Consider the following 14,483-nt stretch of genomic DNA (forward strand, 5'->3'; position numbering starts at 1 on the left):
AGGCTATTCCCCGCGATACAACGTCGCGTCGATCCTCTTTAGCGAGCCATCTTGCTCGGCCGCCACGTCGCGACGGCAAATACAGCAGTTGCAAGTACGAGCACATAAATTTTCATTCAAATCTCCATACACCTAACAATGTCTAATACCCGGTATGTCAATACGCAAAAAAAAAGCGACCCAGCAGAACCGCGCGTCAGTCAACTGACGCGCAGTTCAAAGTTGTTTCACCATGGATCGTTGCGATATCTAAACAACAACATGAGAAAGAGACGTGATCCCAACGAAACGCGTCGACCAATGATCGTTTGGTAAAAACTCCGTTTGCAAATGGCAAGCGATTCGCGTCCATAAAGCCGGATAACGCTCGGCCGCATTCAGCTACGGCCAAATGGGTACTATCGCTAGAGCGTGTTAGGCGCTTTCGGTCAGAGCAGACAACCGAGCGGAATGACAGAACGCAAGCCATACCTGACGGATGCTTCGGGCGAGGAATGGAGCTTCGTCGCTCGGTATCTGACCCTGATGGACGAAGACACACAGCAGCGCCGGTACGGATTGCGTGGATTTTTCAACGCGTTGCGCTGGATGGCACAAGCCTTACCTGCTGTGGCGCGCCGTCGATCAACACGGTACTGAACTCGATATCCTGCGTCGCAAACAATTAAACGTGACAGCACCCTTCAGGCAGACTGGATTCTTGGATCAAAGTCGTAACATCGCGGACAACACAGTTTTTCGACTGTAGCGCTTTCTCTAATTGACGGTCGCGTCCAAACTGGGCTGATCGGTTGGCGCAATACACGAACAAGGCACCAGCCGTTCTCAGGCCCCTCATCAATTGGAGAAGTACATGCCTTTCCTCAAATTTGACATCGTTGAAGGTCGCACTGACAAGCAAATCAAGACAATGCTTGATGCAGCTCACCGCGCGGTGCTGATATCGCTCGGCGTGCCGGAGCACGACCGCTATCAGCTCGTCAATGAACACAAAGCCTCACGCATGGTCGTAGAGGACACGGATCTTGGCATAACACGTACGAAGAACGTCGTGCTTGTATCGGTTACGTCGCGCCCGCGTTCCCAGGAAGCGAAGCAGTTCTTCTACAAAGAACTTTGTCGCGAACTCAAGGCGAGTTGCGGCATCGCGCCGAGCGATGTGATGGTGTCCTTCGTGATCAACTCGGACGTCGATTGGAGCTTCGGCAACGGCGTTGCACAGTTCATGACCGGCGAACTATAGACTTTGGTTCTTTAAACTTCGGTTAACTGACCAGTCGGTTGGTCCTTCACAATCAACCATTCAATCGTCCGGTGGTCCGTCTTTTTGTACGAACTTTAAGCATAGCTAAGTGTGAATGGAAGCGTCATGAAGATTTCCAGAAATCTAGGTGATCTCTCGATTTCAATCGGGGCGCAAGAGCTTGAACAAAACTCAGGTGACCCTTATCAGGCTTGCGATGCAGGAGTTCGCAGAACGCTGCAGGGACGATCATGCTCTCGGAAGTAGCGAGTCAGGAAGGAGCCGGACACAGATGTTACGCGAACAAAGAAAAGGAGCGTTTAGATGACATACTCGACCACCAATCCCTATACGGGAGAAACACTCAAGACCTTTGCCGACGCCACCGATGCCGAGGTGGCTCAGGCGCTGGAACAAGGGCATGCCGCTTACCAGATGTGGAAGGACGTGGCAACCGCCGAGCGGGTGACTGTGCTGCAGAAGGCTGCAGATCTACTGCGCGAGAAGCACACGCAATACGCCAAGCTGCTGACCCTGGAAATGGGCAAGCTGCTGACCGAGGCGGAGGCCGAGGTCGAGCTTTCCGCGTGCATCTTCGAATACTACGTCGAGAACGCCGAACAGCTATTGGCTCCGGAGAAGCTGCCTTCCAAGGACCCCGCGGTGAAAGATGCGATGCTGGTGCACGAACCGCTCGGCATCATCTTGGCTATCGAACCATGGAATTTTCCCTATTACCAGATCGCGCGGATCATTGCCCCACAGTTGTGCGCCGGCAACGTGGTCATACTCAAACATGCATCGAACGTGCCGCAGTGCGCTGATGCGTTCGAGCGATTGATGCTCGAAGCCGGCTTGCCGGCGGGCGGCTTCAAGAACCTGTACGCCACCCGCGAGCAGATCAAGACCATCATCAACGACCCGCGCGTACACGGCGTCGCATTAACCGGCTCGGAAGGGGCCGGGGCCATCGTCGCGGCTCAGGCCGGCGCCGCACTCAAGAAATCGACCATGGAGCTTGGCGGAGCCGACGCGTTCATCGTGCTGGAAGACGCCAACCTCGACAAGGCAGCCACGTGGGCCGTGTTCGGTCGTCACTGGAACGCTGGCCAAGTGTGCTGCTCGTCCAAACGTCTCATCGTAGTCGAGGCTGTCTATGACGCCTTCATCGAACGGTACGTCGCTGGCGTGAATGCACTGGAGGCCGGCGATCCGATGGATCGGTCCACGACGCTCGCGCCGCTGTCGTCGCTGGGTGCCGCTGACGACGTGCGCAAGCACGTCGAGGAGGCGGTCGCCCATGGAGCGACGGCGACTGTCATCGGTGCCGAAGTGTCGGATCGGGGCGCGTTCGTACGTCCGGTCATGCTTACCGGTCTGACCAAAAACAACCCGGCCTACTACTGGGAATTCTTTGGTCCCGTGTCGCTGATTTTCAAGGCCAAGGACGAAGCGGAAGCGATCTCCATTGCAAACGACTCACCGTTCGGTCTCGGCGGCTCGGTGTTCACTCAGGATCTCGTCCATGGCGTCGACGTGGCCCGGAAGATCTCGAGCGGCATGGTCTACATTAACCACCCGACTGCGGTGAAGGCCGATCTGCCGTTCGGTGGCATCCGCCGTTCAGGCTACGGGCGCGAGTTGATCGGACTGGGCCTGAAGGAATTCGTCAACCACAAGCTGATCGGCGTGACCGACATCGACGGCACGTTCTAAGCGCTTCCCGGCACGCGCGTGCCGATTTTGCCCGCTTCGCCCCAGTGCAGTTGCTCCAGGTCGGGGTGGGCCACTTAAGGAACAGTGCGGCCATAAGATCGAGCAAAACTGTTGAAAAGTGTCGCTTGCCGCCGGGTCGCCGCGACCTCGAAATCGACCGGTTCCAATGTGCCGGCAATATAAGCAATCAGAAGACAGAGCAGACAACCATGCAGAACAAGTACATCCTTGCGCTCGATCAGGGCACCACCAGTTCGCGCGCGATGTTGTTCGACCGCGAGGGAAACATCGTATCGTGGGCGCAAAAAGAGTTTCAGCAGATATATCCGCATCCTGGCTGGGTCGAGCACGACCCGCAGGAAATCTGGTCGACCCAGGCGGGCGTTGCCGCGGAAGCGGTGGCGCGCGTAGGTTTGCACGGTTCGTCGATTGCCGCAATCGGGATTACTAACCAACGCGAAACGACCGTCGTGTGGGATCGCGCGACCGGCCAGCCGGTATACAACGCGATTGTCTGGCAGGACCGCCGCACCGCAAGCTTCTGCGACCAACTCAAGGCGCGTGGCCTAGAAGACAAGGTCCGCGCGAAGACCGGCTTGCCTATCGATTCTTACTTCTCGGCCACGAAGATCCGCTGGATTCTCGACAACGTGGACGGCGCCCGCGAAAAAGCCCAACAGGGCAAGCTCGCATTCGGAACGATCGACACGTGGCTGACGTGGAACCTGACCCACCGCGAATTGCATATTACCGATGTGACGAATGCCTCGCGCACCATGCTATTCAACATCCGCACCTTGCAATGGGATGATGAATTGCTGGACGCGTTTGAAATTCCTCGCAGCATGCTGCCGGAGGTGCGGGCATCGTCGGAGATGTACGGTGCGACTGATGCCTCGCTGTTCGCTATCCGAATCCCTCTCGCGGGGATCGCAGGCGACCAGCACGCGGCGCTGTTCGGCCAGATGTGCACGGAACCCGGGATGGTCAAGAATACCTACGGCACTGGTTGCTTCCTGGTCATGAACACGGGCACGCACCCCATCGAATCGAGCAATAACCTGGTGACGACAATCGCCTGGAAGATCGGCGATCAGGTCAACTACGCGCTCGACGGCAGCATCTTCATTGGCGGCGCGGTAGTGCAGTGGTTGCGCGACGGCCTGGGCATGATCAAGCGCGCGGCGGACATAGAAGCGCTCGCACGCAGCGTTCCGCACAGCGATGGCGTCTATCTGGTGCCGGCCTTCGCAGGACTGGGGGCGCCGCATTGGAACGCGCGGGCGCGTGGCACGTTGTTCGGCGTCACGCGCGGAACCACTTCGGCGCATCTCGCACGAGCGGCACTCGACAGCATCGCCCATCAATCAATCGATGTGCTGCGGGCAATGGAAGCCGATTCCGGCATCCGGATAGGTGAATTGAGGGTTGGCGGCGGGGCTGTGGCGAACGACCTGCTGATGCAATTCCAGGCGGACATCCTGGGTGTGGACGTGGTGCGCCCGCAGGTCAGCGAAACCACGGCGCTCGGTGCGGCCTATTTGGCCGGGCTCGCCGTCGGTTACTGGAAGGACGTGGATGAACTGAGAAGCCATTGGAAGCTGGACCGTCGTTTCTCGCCGGATCTTGCCGCCGACGAGGTCAAGCGTCACTTGCACGGCTGGCAACGCGCGGTGAATGCCGCAAAGGCCTGGGCGGACGCGGACTAGGCGCCGACAGGATCGAGCATCACTCTCTTCAGTTCATCCATTCTAGAGTATTCCTCCATGTCCACTAAAGAAAGACTGGTCAGCCGGGAATTAGTCGGCGCATTGATTTCCGAGGCCATAGCAGTCCTTATTATTATTGCATTCGGCGACTCGGTGGCATGCATGTATATCCTTTACGACCCGAGCCCATACGTGAATGCCTATTGGGGCGTCTGCATGTCCTGGGGCCTGGCGGTGACCCTCGCCATCTACGTCACAGGATCGGTTTCGGGCACTCATGCCAATCCTGCCGTGACTCTGGCGGTTGCCTTGTTCCGCGGCTTTTCATGGAAGCGCGTGCTGCCGTACTGGGGCGCGCAAATGGTCGGGGGGTTCTTGGGTGCGGTCATTGTCTATTTGCTGTTCGGGCCGGTGATCGACCACTTCAACTTGGTTCATCAGCTGTCACGGGCCGGCGGCGGGGCAGCGGGGGTTTTCTTTACCCATCCGGGCCTGGCCATCACGCCGATGCATGCCTTCTCCGATGAAGTCGTCCTGACCGCATTCCTCCTGTTCGGCATTTTCGCGATCACCGAGCAGTTCAACGAGATGGCTCCGCAGGCCAACGTCGGCGCGTTGATGATTGGCTTCCTGGTGGCGATCCTCGGTTCGTCGATGGGCTATCTGGAAGCCTGGGCGATGAACCCGGCCCGCGATCTCGGACCGCGCGTGTTCGCCTATTTTGCGGGCTGGGGTTCCTCGGCGCTGCCTTCACCGAATAACTACTGGTGGATTCCGGTGGTCGCTCCCCTGATTGGCGGCGTGATCGGCGGGGGGGCTTATCAACTGCTGATTCACCCGTTCTTGCCGGCGCGGGTTCGTGCGCTGCAATCGGAGCGTACTGGCAGGCAACCCAACCTGAGTGGGCAAGCGACGAAGTAGCGCGGCGATATACTCAACTTTCGCGGCTTTGGTAGCGTTTGCTGCCAAAGTTGTTTAGCCCCGTCGTTTAGACCCAGTATTTGCGCGCCGTCAGGCGAATCGGCGGAGTTGGATTTTCCGCTCTTGCCCGAGCGCAGCGGCGGTGAATTTTCGAACCTGCGATGCATAACGCGAGGCGCGGTTTGTCCCTGGTGCACACCACGATTATGCGTTGGGTGAACCGCTTTACGCCGGAGTTCGTCAAGCGCGGGAATCGTTTTGGCGTACCCACAGGGCGGTCATGGCGTGGTGACGAAACCTACCTGAAGATTCGTTGCAAGGGGGTTTATCAGTACCGTGCGGCAGATCGAGCCGGCCAGACGGTGGACTTTATGCTCAGGGCGAAGCGCAACGTGGCCGCGGCCAACGCCTTTTTCAGCAAGGCAATCAAACATCAAGGACAGCCGCCGGAGACGATCACGCTCGATGGCTATGCCGCCTCACGCCGGGCGGTGCGTGAGATGAAGGCAGATGGCCTGCTGCCTGAGGACACGAAGATCCGGTCCCCGAAGTACCTGAACAATCTGATCGTGCAAGACCATCAAAACATCAAGTCCAGAACGAACGTGATGCTCAGCTTCAAAAGGTTCAGGAATTTCGCTACCACGATTTCAGGCATCGAATTGATGCGTCGCATTCGCGAGGGTCAGTTCAACTTCTCCATGCTCGGACTCAAATAAACCGCCGCGCCCCTTGTCTAGAATTCCGTCCCTGTTTAATCGATAAGGTATCCATATCTATAGGAAACATCTCGTCCAAACAAGCCATTGCACCAGAGCTCACAGCGTGTCGTGCTCGTGCATAGATGCAACGGCTTCAGCGCCGTTGCATCGAGCGTCTACAACATGCGACGCGCGGTCGCGGCGGTGGAAATGGAATTCATGGTCGGCTCCATTGCCGAGCTGGAAGGAACGATCTAGTCGATCGAGATCAGCCAGATCGGTAGCTCTGCGCAGGTCGATGCCGATCACCTTTTGGTCCTGTATGGACTGTTCGCGGATCTTGGGCCAATTGCGACCTCGGCATGAAGGTCATGGGCGACCGCGTAGAGGTCGATACGTCGAATTACGAAAGCTCGCGTTCCGGCATCTTCGCGGTGGGCGATATCGCGACCTACCCGGACAAGCAGAAGCTGATCCCCTCCGGTTTCCACGACGCGTCGCTGGCACTGCGAAAAGCCTATGCCTACGCGTATCCCGAGAGGAAACGGGTACATGTGCGTTCAAGCTACGACGCGGGCCTGACCGAGCGGATTGCGTCGGGGTCGGCGCATCACGAGTGAGCTTGCCACACTGGTACCGACGATCAATGTTCGAAGGCGGCCGGATAGGCAGGCTCGCCCGCCGCATAAGTCATGTGCGTACGCGTTGGCGTTTCGGCAAACCAGGCATCGATCTTCGACGCGGTCGCGCTCGGGACATGAAGGCCGAGCTTGGACCGACGCCACAGGACATCCTCGGCACTGCGGGCCCATTCGTTGTCGCGCAGATAAACGAGTTCAGCTTCGTACAAACCGGGGCCGAACTCCGCTCCGAGCTCAGTGAGCGAACCCGCCCCTGCAAGGAGCAGATAGGCACGGGTGCCATAGGCGCGTGCATATCGATACGCGAGGGCGGCTGGCAGCCACGGATATTGGCTGGTGAATTCGATGTGAAACGCATTGAAATCCGCGTTTGGAATATCGCCGCCGGGCAGGGTTTTGCTTTCGGTGGACGAAGGCTTCGCTGTGCGCATCGGAACCGCGAGCAGATCCATCGATTCTTCCGCGAGCTTGCGAAACGTGGTGATCTTGCCGCCAAATACCGACAGCAATGGCGCCCGGCCATGGCCGGCATCGAGTTCGAGGTGGTAGTCGCGTGTCACGGCTGACGGGTTGTCGGAGGCTTCATCCAGCAACGGCCGCACGCCTGAATAGGTCCAGACCACGTCGGCGGGCATGACTGCATGCTTGAAATAGCGATTCGCCGATTCGCACAAATAGTCGATCTCGTCGGCCGAGATATGAACGTCGGCCGCATTTCCGCGAAATTCCAGGTCCGTCGTGCCGATCAGCGTGTAGTCGTGTTCGTACGGAATGGCGAAGATGATCCGCTTGTCGGGGTTCTGGAAGATATACGCATGATCGTGGTCGAACAGCTTGCGCGTCACGATATGACTCCCCTTAACCAGCCGCACTTTGTGTCGCGCGGGCGTACCCAACACTCCGGTCAGCAACGAAGCCACCCACGGACCCGCCGCGTTCACGATAGCGCGCGTGCTGATGCTTAGCGTCGTGCCTTCGCGCTGCTGCAATCGCGCATGCCACGCGTCTCCCTCGCGCGAGGCGCGGACCAACCGAGTGCGCGTCATGATGGTCGCGCCAGCCTCATGCGCACCGAGTGCATTCAAGACCACTAGGCGGGCGTCGTCGACCCACGCATCGGAATAGACGAAGCCACGCTGGATCGAATCGACCAGTGGCGTACCGGCCGCATGGCGACGCATGTCGATTCCACGCGAAGGCGGCAATAATTCGCGACGGCCAAGATGGTCATAGAGTAACAGCCCGAGCCTTATCATCCATGCCGGCCGAAGATCGGGCATGTGCGGCATCACGAAACGCAGCGGCCTGATCAAGTGCGGCGCTGCGCGCAGCAGCACCTCGCGCTCGCGCAGTGCTTTCCGTACCAGGCCGAATTCGTAATATTCAAGGTAACGGAGGCCGCCGTGAATGAGCTTCGTACTCGCTGACGAAGTATGTGCCGCCAGATCGTCCTGTTCGACCAGCAACACACGCGATCCACGTCCCGCGGCATCCCGGGCGTTTCCGGCACCGTTGATTCCTCCACCCACTACCAGCAAATCGAAGTCCATGATCTATTCTCCTAGCTACGTTCGAGGTTGAAAACGAACATGCTCCAAAATCGATCTCCCCTGTTCGTCGTAGTAACGTGACGGCGCCCTTGCCCCGTCTCGACGTCGAAGCATTTCTCTAACCATAAGAAATGTTTTGAAGTTCGCCAAATTCTCGTCCCGAAACGCGTCTAACTAGGATGTTCAGCCTGAGCGATCGAGCGGTCAATCGTCAGCCCGGAGAAACACTCTTTACCCAATGAACGAGCTTCGCAAAACGGCATCAAAGAACTGGACGAGTGATACACAGCAGGCATTGGCAATTTGACGTTCGAACCCATTCGTCAAACGCATTCCGATTTTTTCAAACGCGTAAGAACAATCCCTGTAAGGAGTGCGACAGTCTAGATCAAGTAGTTGCTTCGGCGTACACGTCTTACGATTTATTTAGCCCTCACGGGTTCAAAGATTCCCATATCATGGGGCAGTTCGACGAAGCAGCCGGCCACCCCGCGTTGATCCGACTTTTGTTGACTAATACAGGAAAGTCAATTACCGGCAACGATGTTTCCGACGCCGAGGCGCGGTCTTACACTCGTGACACGTTGCCCGGCGGCGTGTCAGCATTTTCATGCGAAGACAGTTAACTCACTTTTCTTAGGATTACCAAATGACTACAGTAAAACGTACGGTTGTTGTTACGGGTGCATCAAGTGGGATGGGCTTTGCGCTAGCAAAGGCATATCTTAAGCGGGGCTACAATGTGGTTGGAAACGCGCGGACGATTGAACGTCTCCAAGCCGCGGCCGAAAAGCTCGGCAATCCCGAAAATTTCCTTCTAGTTGAGGGTGATATTGCATTGCCCGAAACGTCGAAGAAGATTTTCGAGAAGGCAATTGCGAAGTTCAAAAAGGTGGATATCCTTGTCAACAATGCGGGTGTTTTTATTGCGAAGCCAATCACCGGTTACACGACGGAGGATTTGGACAGTCTTATCAACACCAATCTGAAGGGATTTTTCTATCCGACGCAAGCGGCCGCTGCACACATGATTGAAAACAAGGATGGGCACATCGTCAATATCACGGCGGCGCTTGGAATGCAGCCGAGCTCCGCTGTACCAGCGACGGTGCCCGTAATGGTCAAGGGTGGACTGAATCAAGTGACGAAATCGCTGGCGGTCGAGCTTGCGAAGCACAACATCAAGGTGAATGCGGTTGCCCCCGGCGTGATTGCCACGCCATTGCACAGCCCGGACAAGCACGCGTTTCTGTCTACGCTCAATCCACTCGGTAGAGTGGGTGACGTTGATCAGATTGTTGACGCGGTACTCTATTTGACAGACTCAAATTTCACCACAGGCGCGATTATCCCAGTCGACGGCGGGGCCGCCGCAGGACGATAGCCGAGGCTCGGGGTGCATTAGGCGGGTTAAGAGCGATCCCTGCCCACGCACCCGTGCGGTATCGAATCAAGCGCCCAATCCGGGTCGCGTTCGGCTTGATGGAAGGAGAATTTCTATGACCGGTCGTCCACACTTTATTGTCCACGAAGAATCAAACAGCTACTGGCGGGTCGTATTTGAGAATCCTCCGCTCAATCTTGTTAACCCCGATACATTGGTGCAACTGCGGCAACTCGTCGGTCGGATTGAAGCGTCGGCTGAGCTAAAAGTCGTTTTATTCGAGAGCGCCAACCCCGACTTTTTCCTTGCCCATTACGACATGGCGCGTGCCACCGAGAAAGTCGTCGGTGAGGGCACCGTCGAATCGCCTTGGATCGACTTTGCAACACGGCTCCTCTATGCTCCTGTCATCAGCATCGCGGCCGTCCGAGGCAGAGCCCGCGGAATAGGTAATGAGTTTTTGATGGCCTGCGATCTCCGCTTTGCAAGCATTGAACGTGCGATATTCAGCCAGCCGGAGATTGGCGTTGGCATCGTGCCGGGTGGTGGGGCATTAGAACGCCTGCCTTTGCTCGTGGGCCGCTCACGCGCACTTGAGATTATCGTCGGCGCAGACGACCTCGACGCTACGACAGCTGAATGCTATGGTTTAGTCAATCGTGCCGTTCCGGATGCAGAACTAGATATGCTAGTCTTTAATCTTGTGCGACGCATCGCCTCTTTTGATAAGCAAGCAATAGCAGAGAGCAAGAAGGCGTTGAATCGAACAGGCACACCTGATCCAGCCGACTTGCGATCATCTCAAGAACTGTTCCGGTCTTCGATCCGATGGCCAGGGGCGCGCGCGCGCTTTGAAACTCTTGTTGAGCGCGGGCTCGGCCAGCATGGCGATTTCGAGCTAAGGTTAGGTCAACATCTCGGAAGTCTGTAGGTCATCTTACTTAAGCCTTGGTCGTCGATTTGGACTGAACCCCTGAAGCTAGACCAAGGGTTCAGTCTCATCCCCGGTCAGGATCACACGCAAATCAACATCCAGTCGCATCCGTTGCCTCGTACCCGCCAAGCCTCGCTGCATACCCGTAAGCTTTGATCAATGCACCGGACGCACCTGTTGTTCAACACGTCCGCTTCTCATGGCTCGCGCGAGGTCCGAAAGTCCAGCTCCCAAGCAAGGTAGCCACTGCGATCAGGCAAACGCGGCAAAACGCTCGCGTTAAATCGACTTCTACATGCGATCGACGTTCATCGCCCCTTACAGGAGCGTCGATTCCATATTCGACCGTTCCTGCGCGCCTGTTCTTTGCCGCGACTGCCTCATTATCGAAAGCTTCCGTACCGACTGTGAACGCTTGCTCGGGCTGGGCCTGCATTGCGGTCCAGAAAGCCTCGCCGTTTCTCCTGATATCAGCCGCCCTAATTTCAAGGTCGTGCCTTTCCGCTAACACTATTGGAGCGCTTGTAGTGTAGCTGTCGCAGCAAGTCCCGCCGCGGAAATTCCTTCGCCGCGTTCTTGTCCCGGGCGCGGACTGCACCGCACGCGGGACAAGTCCACTGACGAACCGTTAGAGGTAAGGTGTCCAACGGGAAGCAACATGGGTGACAGGCCTTCCTCGAGGCGAAGAACCGGTCCGCCCCCAGTATGTACGGCCGTACCATCCCGCCCTGTAGGCTAGCTGGCGCTGCGGCTCGCCCCAGTCAGGCGGCGCCCACGTTTCCGCGGACGCAGCGTTTTGTGGTTTAAAAAAATATCTCAACAACTTCGTATTTATGCATAGCAACGCAAACCTCCAAAACGTTTTAACACCCCTTCGTTCCACGCTATGAAATCGATCCTGCAACTGCACGGAGGACTGTTCGCGCGACGCCCGCGAATGCTCCCGCATTGCCGCCCTTCGTTGTGCACCTTCTGGGTACCCGTTCTGGACGAGCGGCGCTTCACGCTGAACAACATGTGCGATGCATACCGCACTATCAGGGCAGGCGCAGCAAGAGGCGAGCTGGTGGTCGATATCGCCGCCTCAAACGCTTAGCAGGAGAACGGCCACAGAAATTGGCTACCACCAGACCAGGGTGATGAGGTTAGCCCTTCTCCTGGGTTTCGATCAGTACCGCGCAGGGCGACTTTTCGATGACTTTTCCGCAGGTCGACGGCTTGGCCCAGCGGCGTAGCCGTGACAAACGGTGACGTCCCATCACAATAACCTCCGCAGTCAGCAGCCGGGCTTGTTCGATGACCACCTCGGCCGGAGGATTTCCCGCGCAGAGGTGCTGTTCCACCGTGAGATTCCGGTCGGCAAGCTGTGCGGCTGCGGCAGTCAGGACCGATTGTGCGAAAGATGTCTGCGCGTGTGCGGGCGGATAGATCAGGCCATCGGGCGCGACACCGCTTTCGCAACCGGGAGGCAACAAGTAGGATGGGTCGACAACGCAAAGAAGGTGTACGGTTGCGGTACCTGGCGCCGCCACGCGGGCGGCCAGGTCGATGACGTGGACACTCTGGGGTGAGCCGTCCAGCGGAACCAGAAGGATATTGAACATGGCTGGAGATACAGTCAGAAGTGGTGTGCGGCGGATGCCGGCGACGATGAGGAATTCGTAGCGCACGAGATCGCCCTCCGGATTCAACCGCTCCGACACGATGGCGCGCCGTGCATCGAAATTTGCCTTGTATCGATTATTCAATACTCCAAATTTATTAATTTTCGCGGCAGCCGAGGATAGGCACGATTGTGAACAGGCATCGAAAAGGCGTCCTTGCAGATAGAACAATGGTTCATACGAATCCTTTATAGGTGGCCGCGCATGTAGCATTGGGCTAATACTAGAGGCAATATGCGCGTCGTAGGAGCCGTTGTTTATCAACAGACCGTTAGCCAACCACAACGCAATAAACCAATTGATTTTCGACAGACAATACTGTTGCTCGACAGTGACCATTTACCCAAAGGGCTTGTTTGCACACAATCGGTTCAGCTACCGCGGTCTACGGATCGCGGTCGGCCCGGGCGGTAGCGACGTGAGGCTTGCCAACTGGCTGCTTGTTTAGACGGCTCAGTTTTTGTGGTCATGAAAGCCATTCCCAAGATATCGCTGCGGCACTCATCGTTCCGCTGATCGCACTTGTTGCCAGTAGGAACTTTTATGCCGAACGATATCCTTCCCTAAAATCCGCCGCACCTTCGATATCTTGATGTGGCGGCCGCGGCCGCTTCTGTGGTCTCGTTGAGTCGCCTCGCTTTCGCACAAACGAATCAAGCCATCGCTGAAGTCGCACAGTCGACGGGCGACGACACGACCGCTATGTGTCCACTTCGTATGCATGGATCCAATCACGACTCATCGATTTGAAAAGGCGTATCAAGGCAACCAGCTGGCCTGAGCGGAAAACGGTGACTGACGCGCCGCAAGGCGTGCGGGTTATCCGTCTGAGCGGTCTTTGCATTGCGGCTCACGTGCGTGGTTCACAGTGTCCGCTTTCGCGGTCGGCCGAGCGCAGTCGCCGCCCCCATGCGAACGGACAGTGTCGTTCACAACCAACTGGAGGACTACGCTTACGACCGCACGCTGACACGGAGAACTTGCGTACACCCTCGCAACTCGGCCCGATGCCGGAGGAGGATCAGATTCGTGACTATTTAGCACGTTATGTCACTGTGTGATGCACATTTGTTTCGGATGTTATAGATGTTCGGCTGCTGAACAAGGTGAATCATGAGCGACGCCGCCGATTTCCTTCTGCACCTTATCCGCCTGTTCACGAACGTGTTCTTTTACCAGACGATATCCACGGCGAACCGTTTGCCGTCGCAAAATACGCTTGGGCCAGTCGTTATTGCGATTCCGGTCAAGCCATCGATGTCGGTGTTCGCCGAAGAAAATGAAGTCGAGAAATTCCGCCGCGCGTGGATTCCGCGCAGCATGCCCCCGCCGACTGACAGGCGGGAAAATCGGCCGGGCAAGCACGTCGATGTGGGGTGGTAAAAACAACAACACAACGGAGAGACAGATGCGCTTCATCCGCACGAGCCGACCGAAATGCGGTAAGAAAGAGCGACGCGATCGCGACTGCAAACAGTTTGACGTTAGACCATTTCATAGACGGCTCCATTTTGTACGTCCGTCGCGCCACGACCATCTCGACCAGCAGACTCGAGGTTACAAGGACAGCTCATCCGAAGGTAAATGCTTGCCTTCTCGCACCCGGAGCAGGAATTTCGCGGTGAGCACGGCGCGCAGCGCATTTTAACCTCGAGGTTTGAGAAAACACCTTGAACCCCAGCTTGAACGTGATGTCCTTGAAGTTCACGCGAGTTGACGTTTATCTTCCCTTTTCGCCCTTCGGAGCGATTAGAAGTCAGCTTCTACACAGTGTTTATATCCCGTCTTTCAACCACATGAAACACCTATCGATTCCCCCAACCCAGCCTCATGAAGCGACCTGGCCCGGTAACTCATTGGCGGTTACGGGTCTTCCGCTGAGCGTTGCCCCGGACCGAGGACTCGACACGTTTGTGTACAGCTATCGGCGATGATACGGGTGGGTGACCTGTCTTGATCGCAGCATCATCTGAAAGATTCGCTTTGCTAAGGATCCAGGTCCGTTGCCCCAATCTCTATC

General features: G+C 56.9%; 11 protein-coding genes and 3 pseudogenes. 11 read left to right on the forward strand and 3 right to left on the reverse strand.

Going from position 1 to position 14,483, the window contains the following annotated elements; translation table 11 throughout:
- Nucleotides 1–450: 450 nt before the first annotated feature.
- The 8 genes and pseudogenes from WCA53_RS12005 to WCA53_RS12040 form a co-directional block, all read left to right on the forward strand.
- A complete protein-coding gene (locus WCA53_RS12005) occupies nt 451–639 on the forward strand; it encodes a hypothetical protein (protein ID WP_423909856.1) in 189 nt (62 codons plus the stop codon).
- A pseudogene (locus WCA53_RS12010) lies at nt 596–688 on the forward strand (IS6 family transposase); the annotation flags it as partial. The gene WCA53_RS12005 and the pseudogene WCA53_RS12010, both read left to right, overlap by 44 nt.
- Nucleotides 689–853: 165 nt before the next feature.
- The gene (locus tag WCA53_RS12015) at nt 854–1,243 is read left to right on the forward strand and encodes a tautomerase family protein (protein WP_423909821.1); all 390 of its coding nucleotides are present in this window, start codon (nt 854–856) and stop codon (nt 1,241–1,243) included.
- A 324-nt stretch (nt 1,244–1,567) separates the two neighbouring features.
- Nucleotides 1,568–2,959: an NAD-dependent succinate-semialdehyde dehydrogenase gene (locus WCA53_RS12020; RefSeq protein WP_423909824.1), complete on the forward strand. Its 1,392-nt coding sequence runs from the start codon at nt 1,568–1,570 to the stop codon at nt 2,957–2,959.
- A gap of 209 nt (nt 2,960–3,168) precedes the next feature.
- On the forward strand, nt 3,169–4,668 hold the full coding sequence (glpK, locus tag WCA53_RS12025) for a glycerol kinase GlpK (protein ID WP_423909827.1): 1,500 nt from the start codon (nt 3,169–3,171) through the stop codon (nt 4,666–4,668).
- 57 nt (nt 4,669–4,725) lie between these two features.
- A complete protein-coding gene (locus WCA53_RS12030) occupies nt 4,726–5,589 on the forward strand; it encodes an MIP/aquaporin family protein (RefSeq protein ID WP_423909832.1) in 864 nt (287 codons plus the stop codon).
- Nucleotides 5,590–5,759: 170 nt separating this feature from the next.
- A pseudogene (locus tag WCA53_RS12035) lies at nt 5,760–6,308 on the forward strand (IS6 family transposase); the annotation flags it as partial.
- 105 nt (nt 6,309–6,413) lie between these two features.
- Nucleotides 6,414–6,910: pseudogene (locus WCA53_RS12040) on the forward strand (NAD(P)/FAD-dependent oxidoreductase); the annotation flags it as partial.
- A gap of 23 nt (nt 6,911–6,933) precedes the next feature.
- Here the strand turns inward: WCA53_RS12040 and glpD are convergent.
- Nucleotides 6,934–8,481: a glycerol-3-phosphate dehydrogenase gene (glpD, locus tag WCA53_RS12045; protein WP_423909835.1), complete on the reverse strand. Its 1,548-nt coding sequence runs from the start codon at nt 8,479–8,481 to the stop codon at nt 6,934–6,936.
- A 649-nt stretch (nt 8,482–9,130) separates the two neighbouring features.
- Here glpD and WCA53_RS12050 point away from each other — a divergent pair.
- Complete coding sequence (locus tag WCA53_RS12050) at nt 9,131–9,865, forward strand: SDR family NAD(P)-dependent oxidoreductase (RefSeq protein ID WP_423909838.1); 735 nt, start codon at nt 9,131–9,133, stop codon at nt 9,863–9,865.
- A gap of 115 nt (nt 9,866–9,980) precedes the next feature.
- The gene (locus WCA53_RS12055; protein ID WP_423909841.1) at nt 9,981–10,796 is read left to right on the forward strand and encodes an enoyl-CoA hydratase/isomerase family protein; all 816 of its coding nucleotides are present in this window, start codon (nt 9,981–9,983) and stop codon (nt 10,794–10,796) included.
- Nucleotides 10,797–11,284: 488 nt separating this feature from the next.
- On the opposite strand, the gene WCA53_RS12060 is transcribed toward WCA53_RS12055, so the two are convergent.
- Together WCA53_RS12060 and WCA53_RS12065 are read right to left on the reverse strand one after the other, a co-directional pair.
- Nucleotides 11,285–11,521 (reverse strand): zinc ribbon domain-containing protein, encoded by a 237-nt coding sequence (locus WCA53_RS12060; protein ID WP_423909844.1) that lies wholly within the window; start codon nt 11,519–11,521, stop codon nt 11,285–11,287.
- A gap of 423 nt (nt 11,522–11,944) precedes the next feature.
- Nucleotides 11,945–12,802, reverse strand: a complete 858-nt coding sequence (locus WCA53_RS12065) for a universal stress protein (RefSeq protein WP_423909849.1) — start codon at nt 12,800–12,802, stop codon at nt 11,945–11,947.
- Nucleotides 12,803–13,576: 774 nt separating this feature from the next.
- On the opposite strand from WCA53_RS12065, the gene WCA53_RS12070 reads away from it, so the two are divergent.
- On the forward strand, nt 13,577–13,846 hold the full coding sequence (locus WCA53_RS12070) for a hypothetical protein (RefSeq protein WP_423909853.1): 270 nt from the start codon (nt 13,577–13,579) through the stop codon (nt 13,844–13,846).
- Nucleotides 13,847–14,483: the final 637 nt, after the last annotated feature.

Origin of the sequence: Caballeronia sp. (assembly GCF_049581465.1) — a bacterium.
Taxonomy (GTDB): domain Bacteria; phylum Pseudomonadota; class Gammaproteobacteria; order Burkholderiales; family Burkholderiaceae; genus Caballeronia.

Excerpts from the sequence above, each read along its gene's own strand:
- WCA53_RS12005 (WP_423909856.1), top strand. The coding sequence starts at position 451 with ATGACAGAACGCAAGCCATACCTGACGGATGCTTCGGGCGAGGAATGG.
- WCA53_RS12015 (WP_423909821.1), top strand. The coding sequence starts at position 854 with ATGCCTTTCCTCAAATTTGACATCGTTGAAGGTCGCACTGACAAGCAA.
- WCA53_RS12020 (WP_423909824.1), top strand. The coding sequence starts at position 1,568 with ATGACATACTCGACCACCAATCCCTATACGGGAGAAACACTCAAGACC.
- glpK (WP_423909827.1), top strand. The coding sequence starts at position 3,169 with ATGCAGAACAAGTACATCCTTGCGCTCGATCAGGGCACCACCAGTTCG.
- WCA53_RS12030 (WP_423909832.1), top strand. The coding sequence starts at position 4,726 with ATGTCCACTAAAGAAAGACTGGTCAGCCGGGAATTAGTCGGCGCATTG.
- glpD (WP_423909835.1), bottom strand. The coding sequence starts at position 8,481 with ATGGACTTCGATTTGCTGGTAGTGGGTGGAGGAATCAACGGTGCCGGA.
- WCA53_RS12050 (WP_423909838.1), top strand. The coding sequence starts at position 9,131 with ATGACTACAGTAAAACGTACGGTTGTTGTTACGGGTGCATCAAGTGGG.
- WCA53_RS12055 (WP_423909841.1), top strand. The coding sequence starts at position 9,981 with ATGACCGGTCGTCCACACTTTATTGTCCACGAAGAATCAAACAGCTAC.
- WCA53_RS12060 (WP_423909844.1), bottom strand. The coding sequence starts at position 11,521 with ATGGTACGGCCGTACATACTGGGGGCGGACCGGTTCTTCGCCTCGAGG.
- WCA53_RS12065 (WP_423909849.1), bottom strand. The coding sequence starts at position 12,802 with ATGGTCACTGTCGAGCAACAGTATTGTCTGTCGAAAATCAATTGGTTT.
- WCA53_RS12070 (WP_423909853.1), top strand. The coding sequence starts at position 13,577 with ATGAGCGACGCCGCCGATTTCCTTCTGCACCTTATCCGCCTGTTCACG.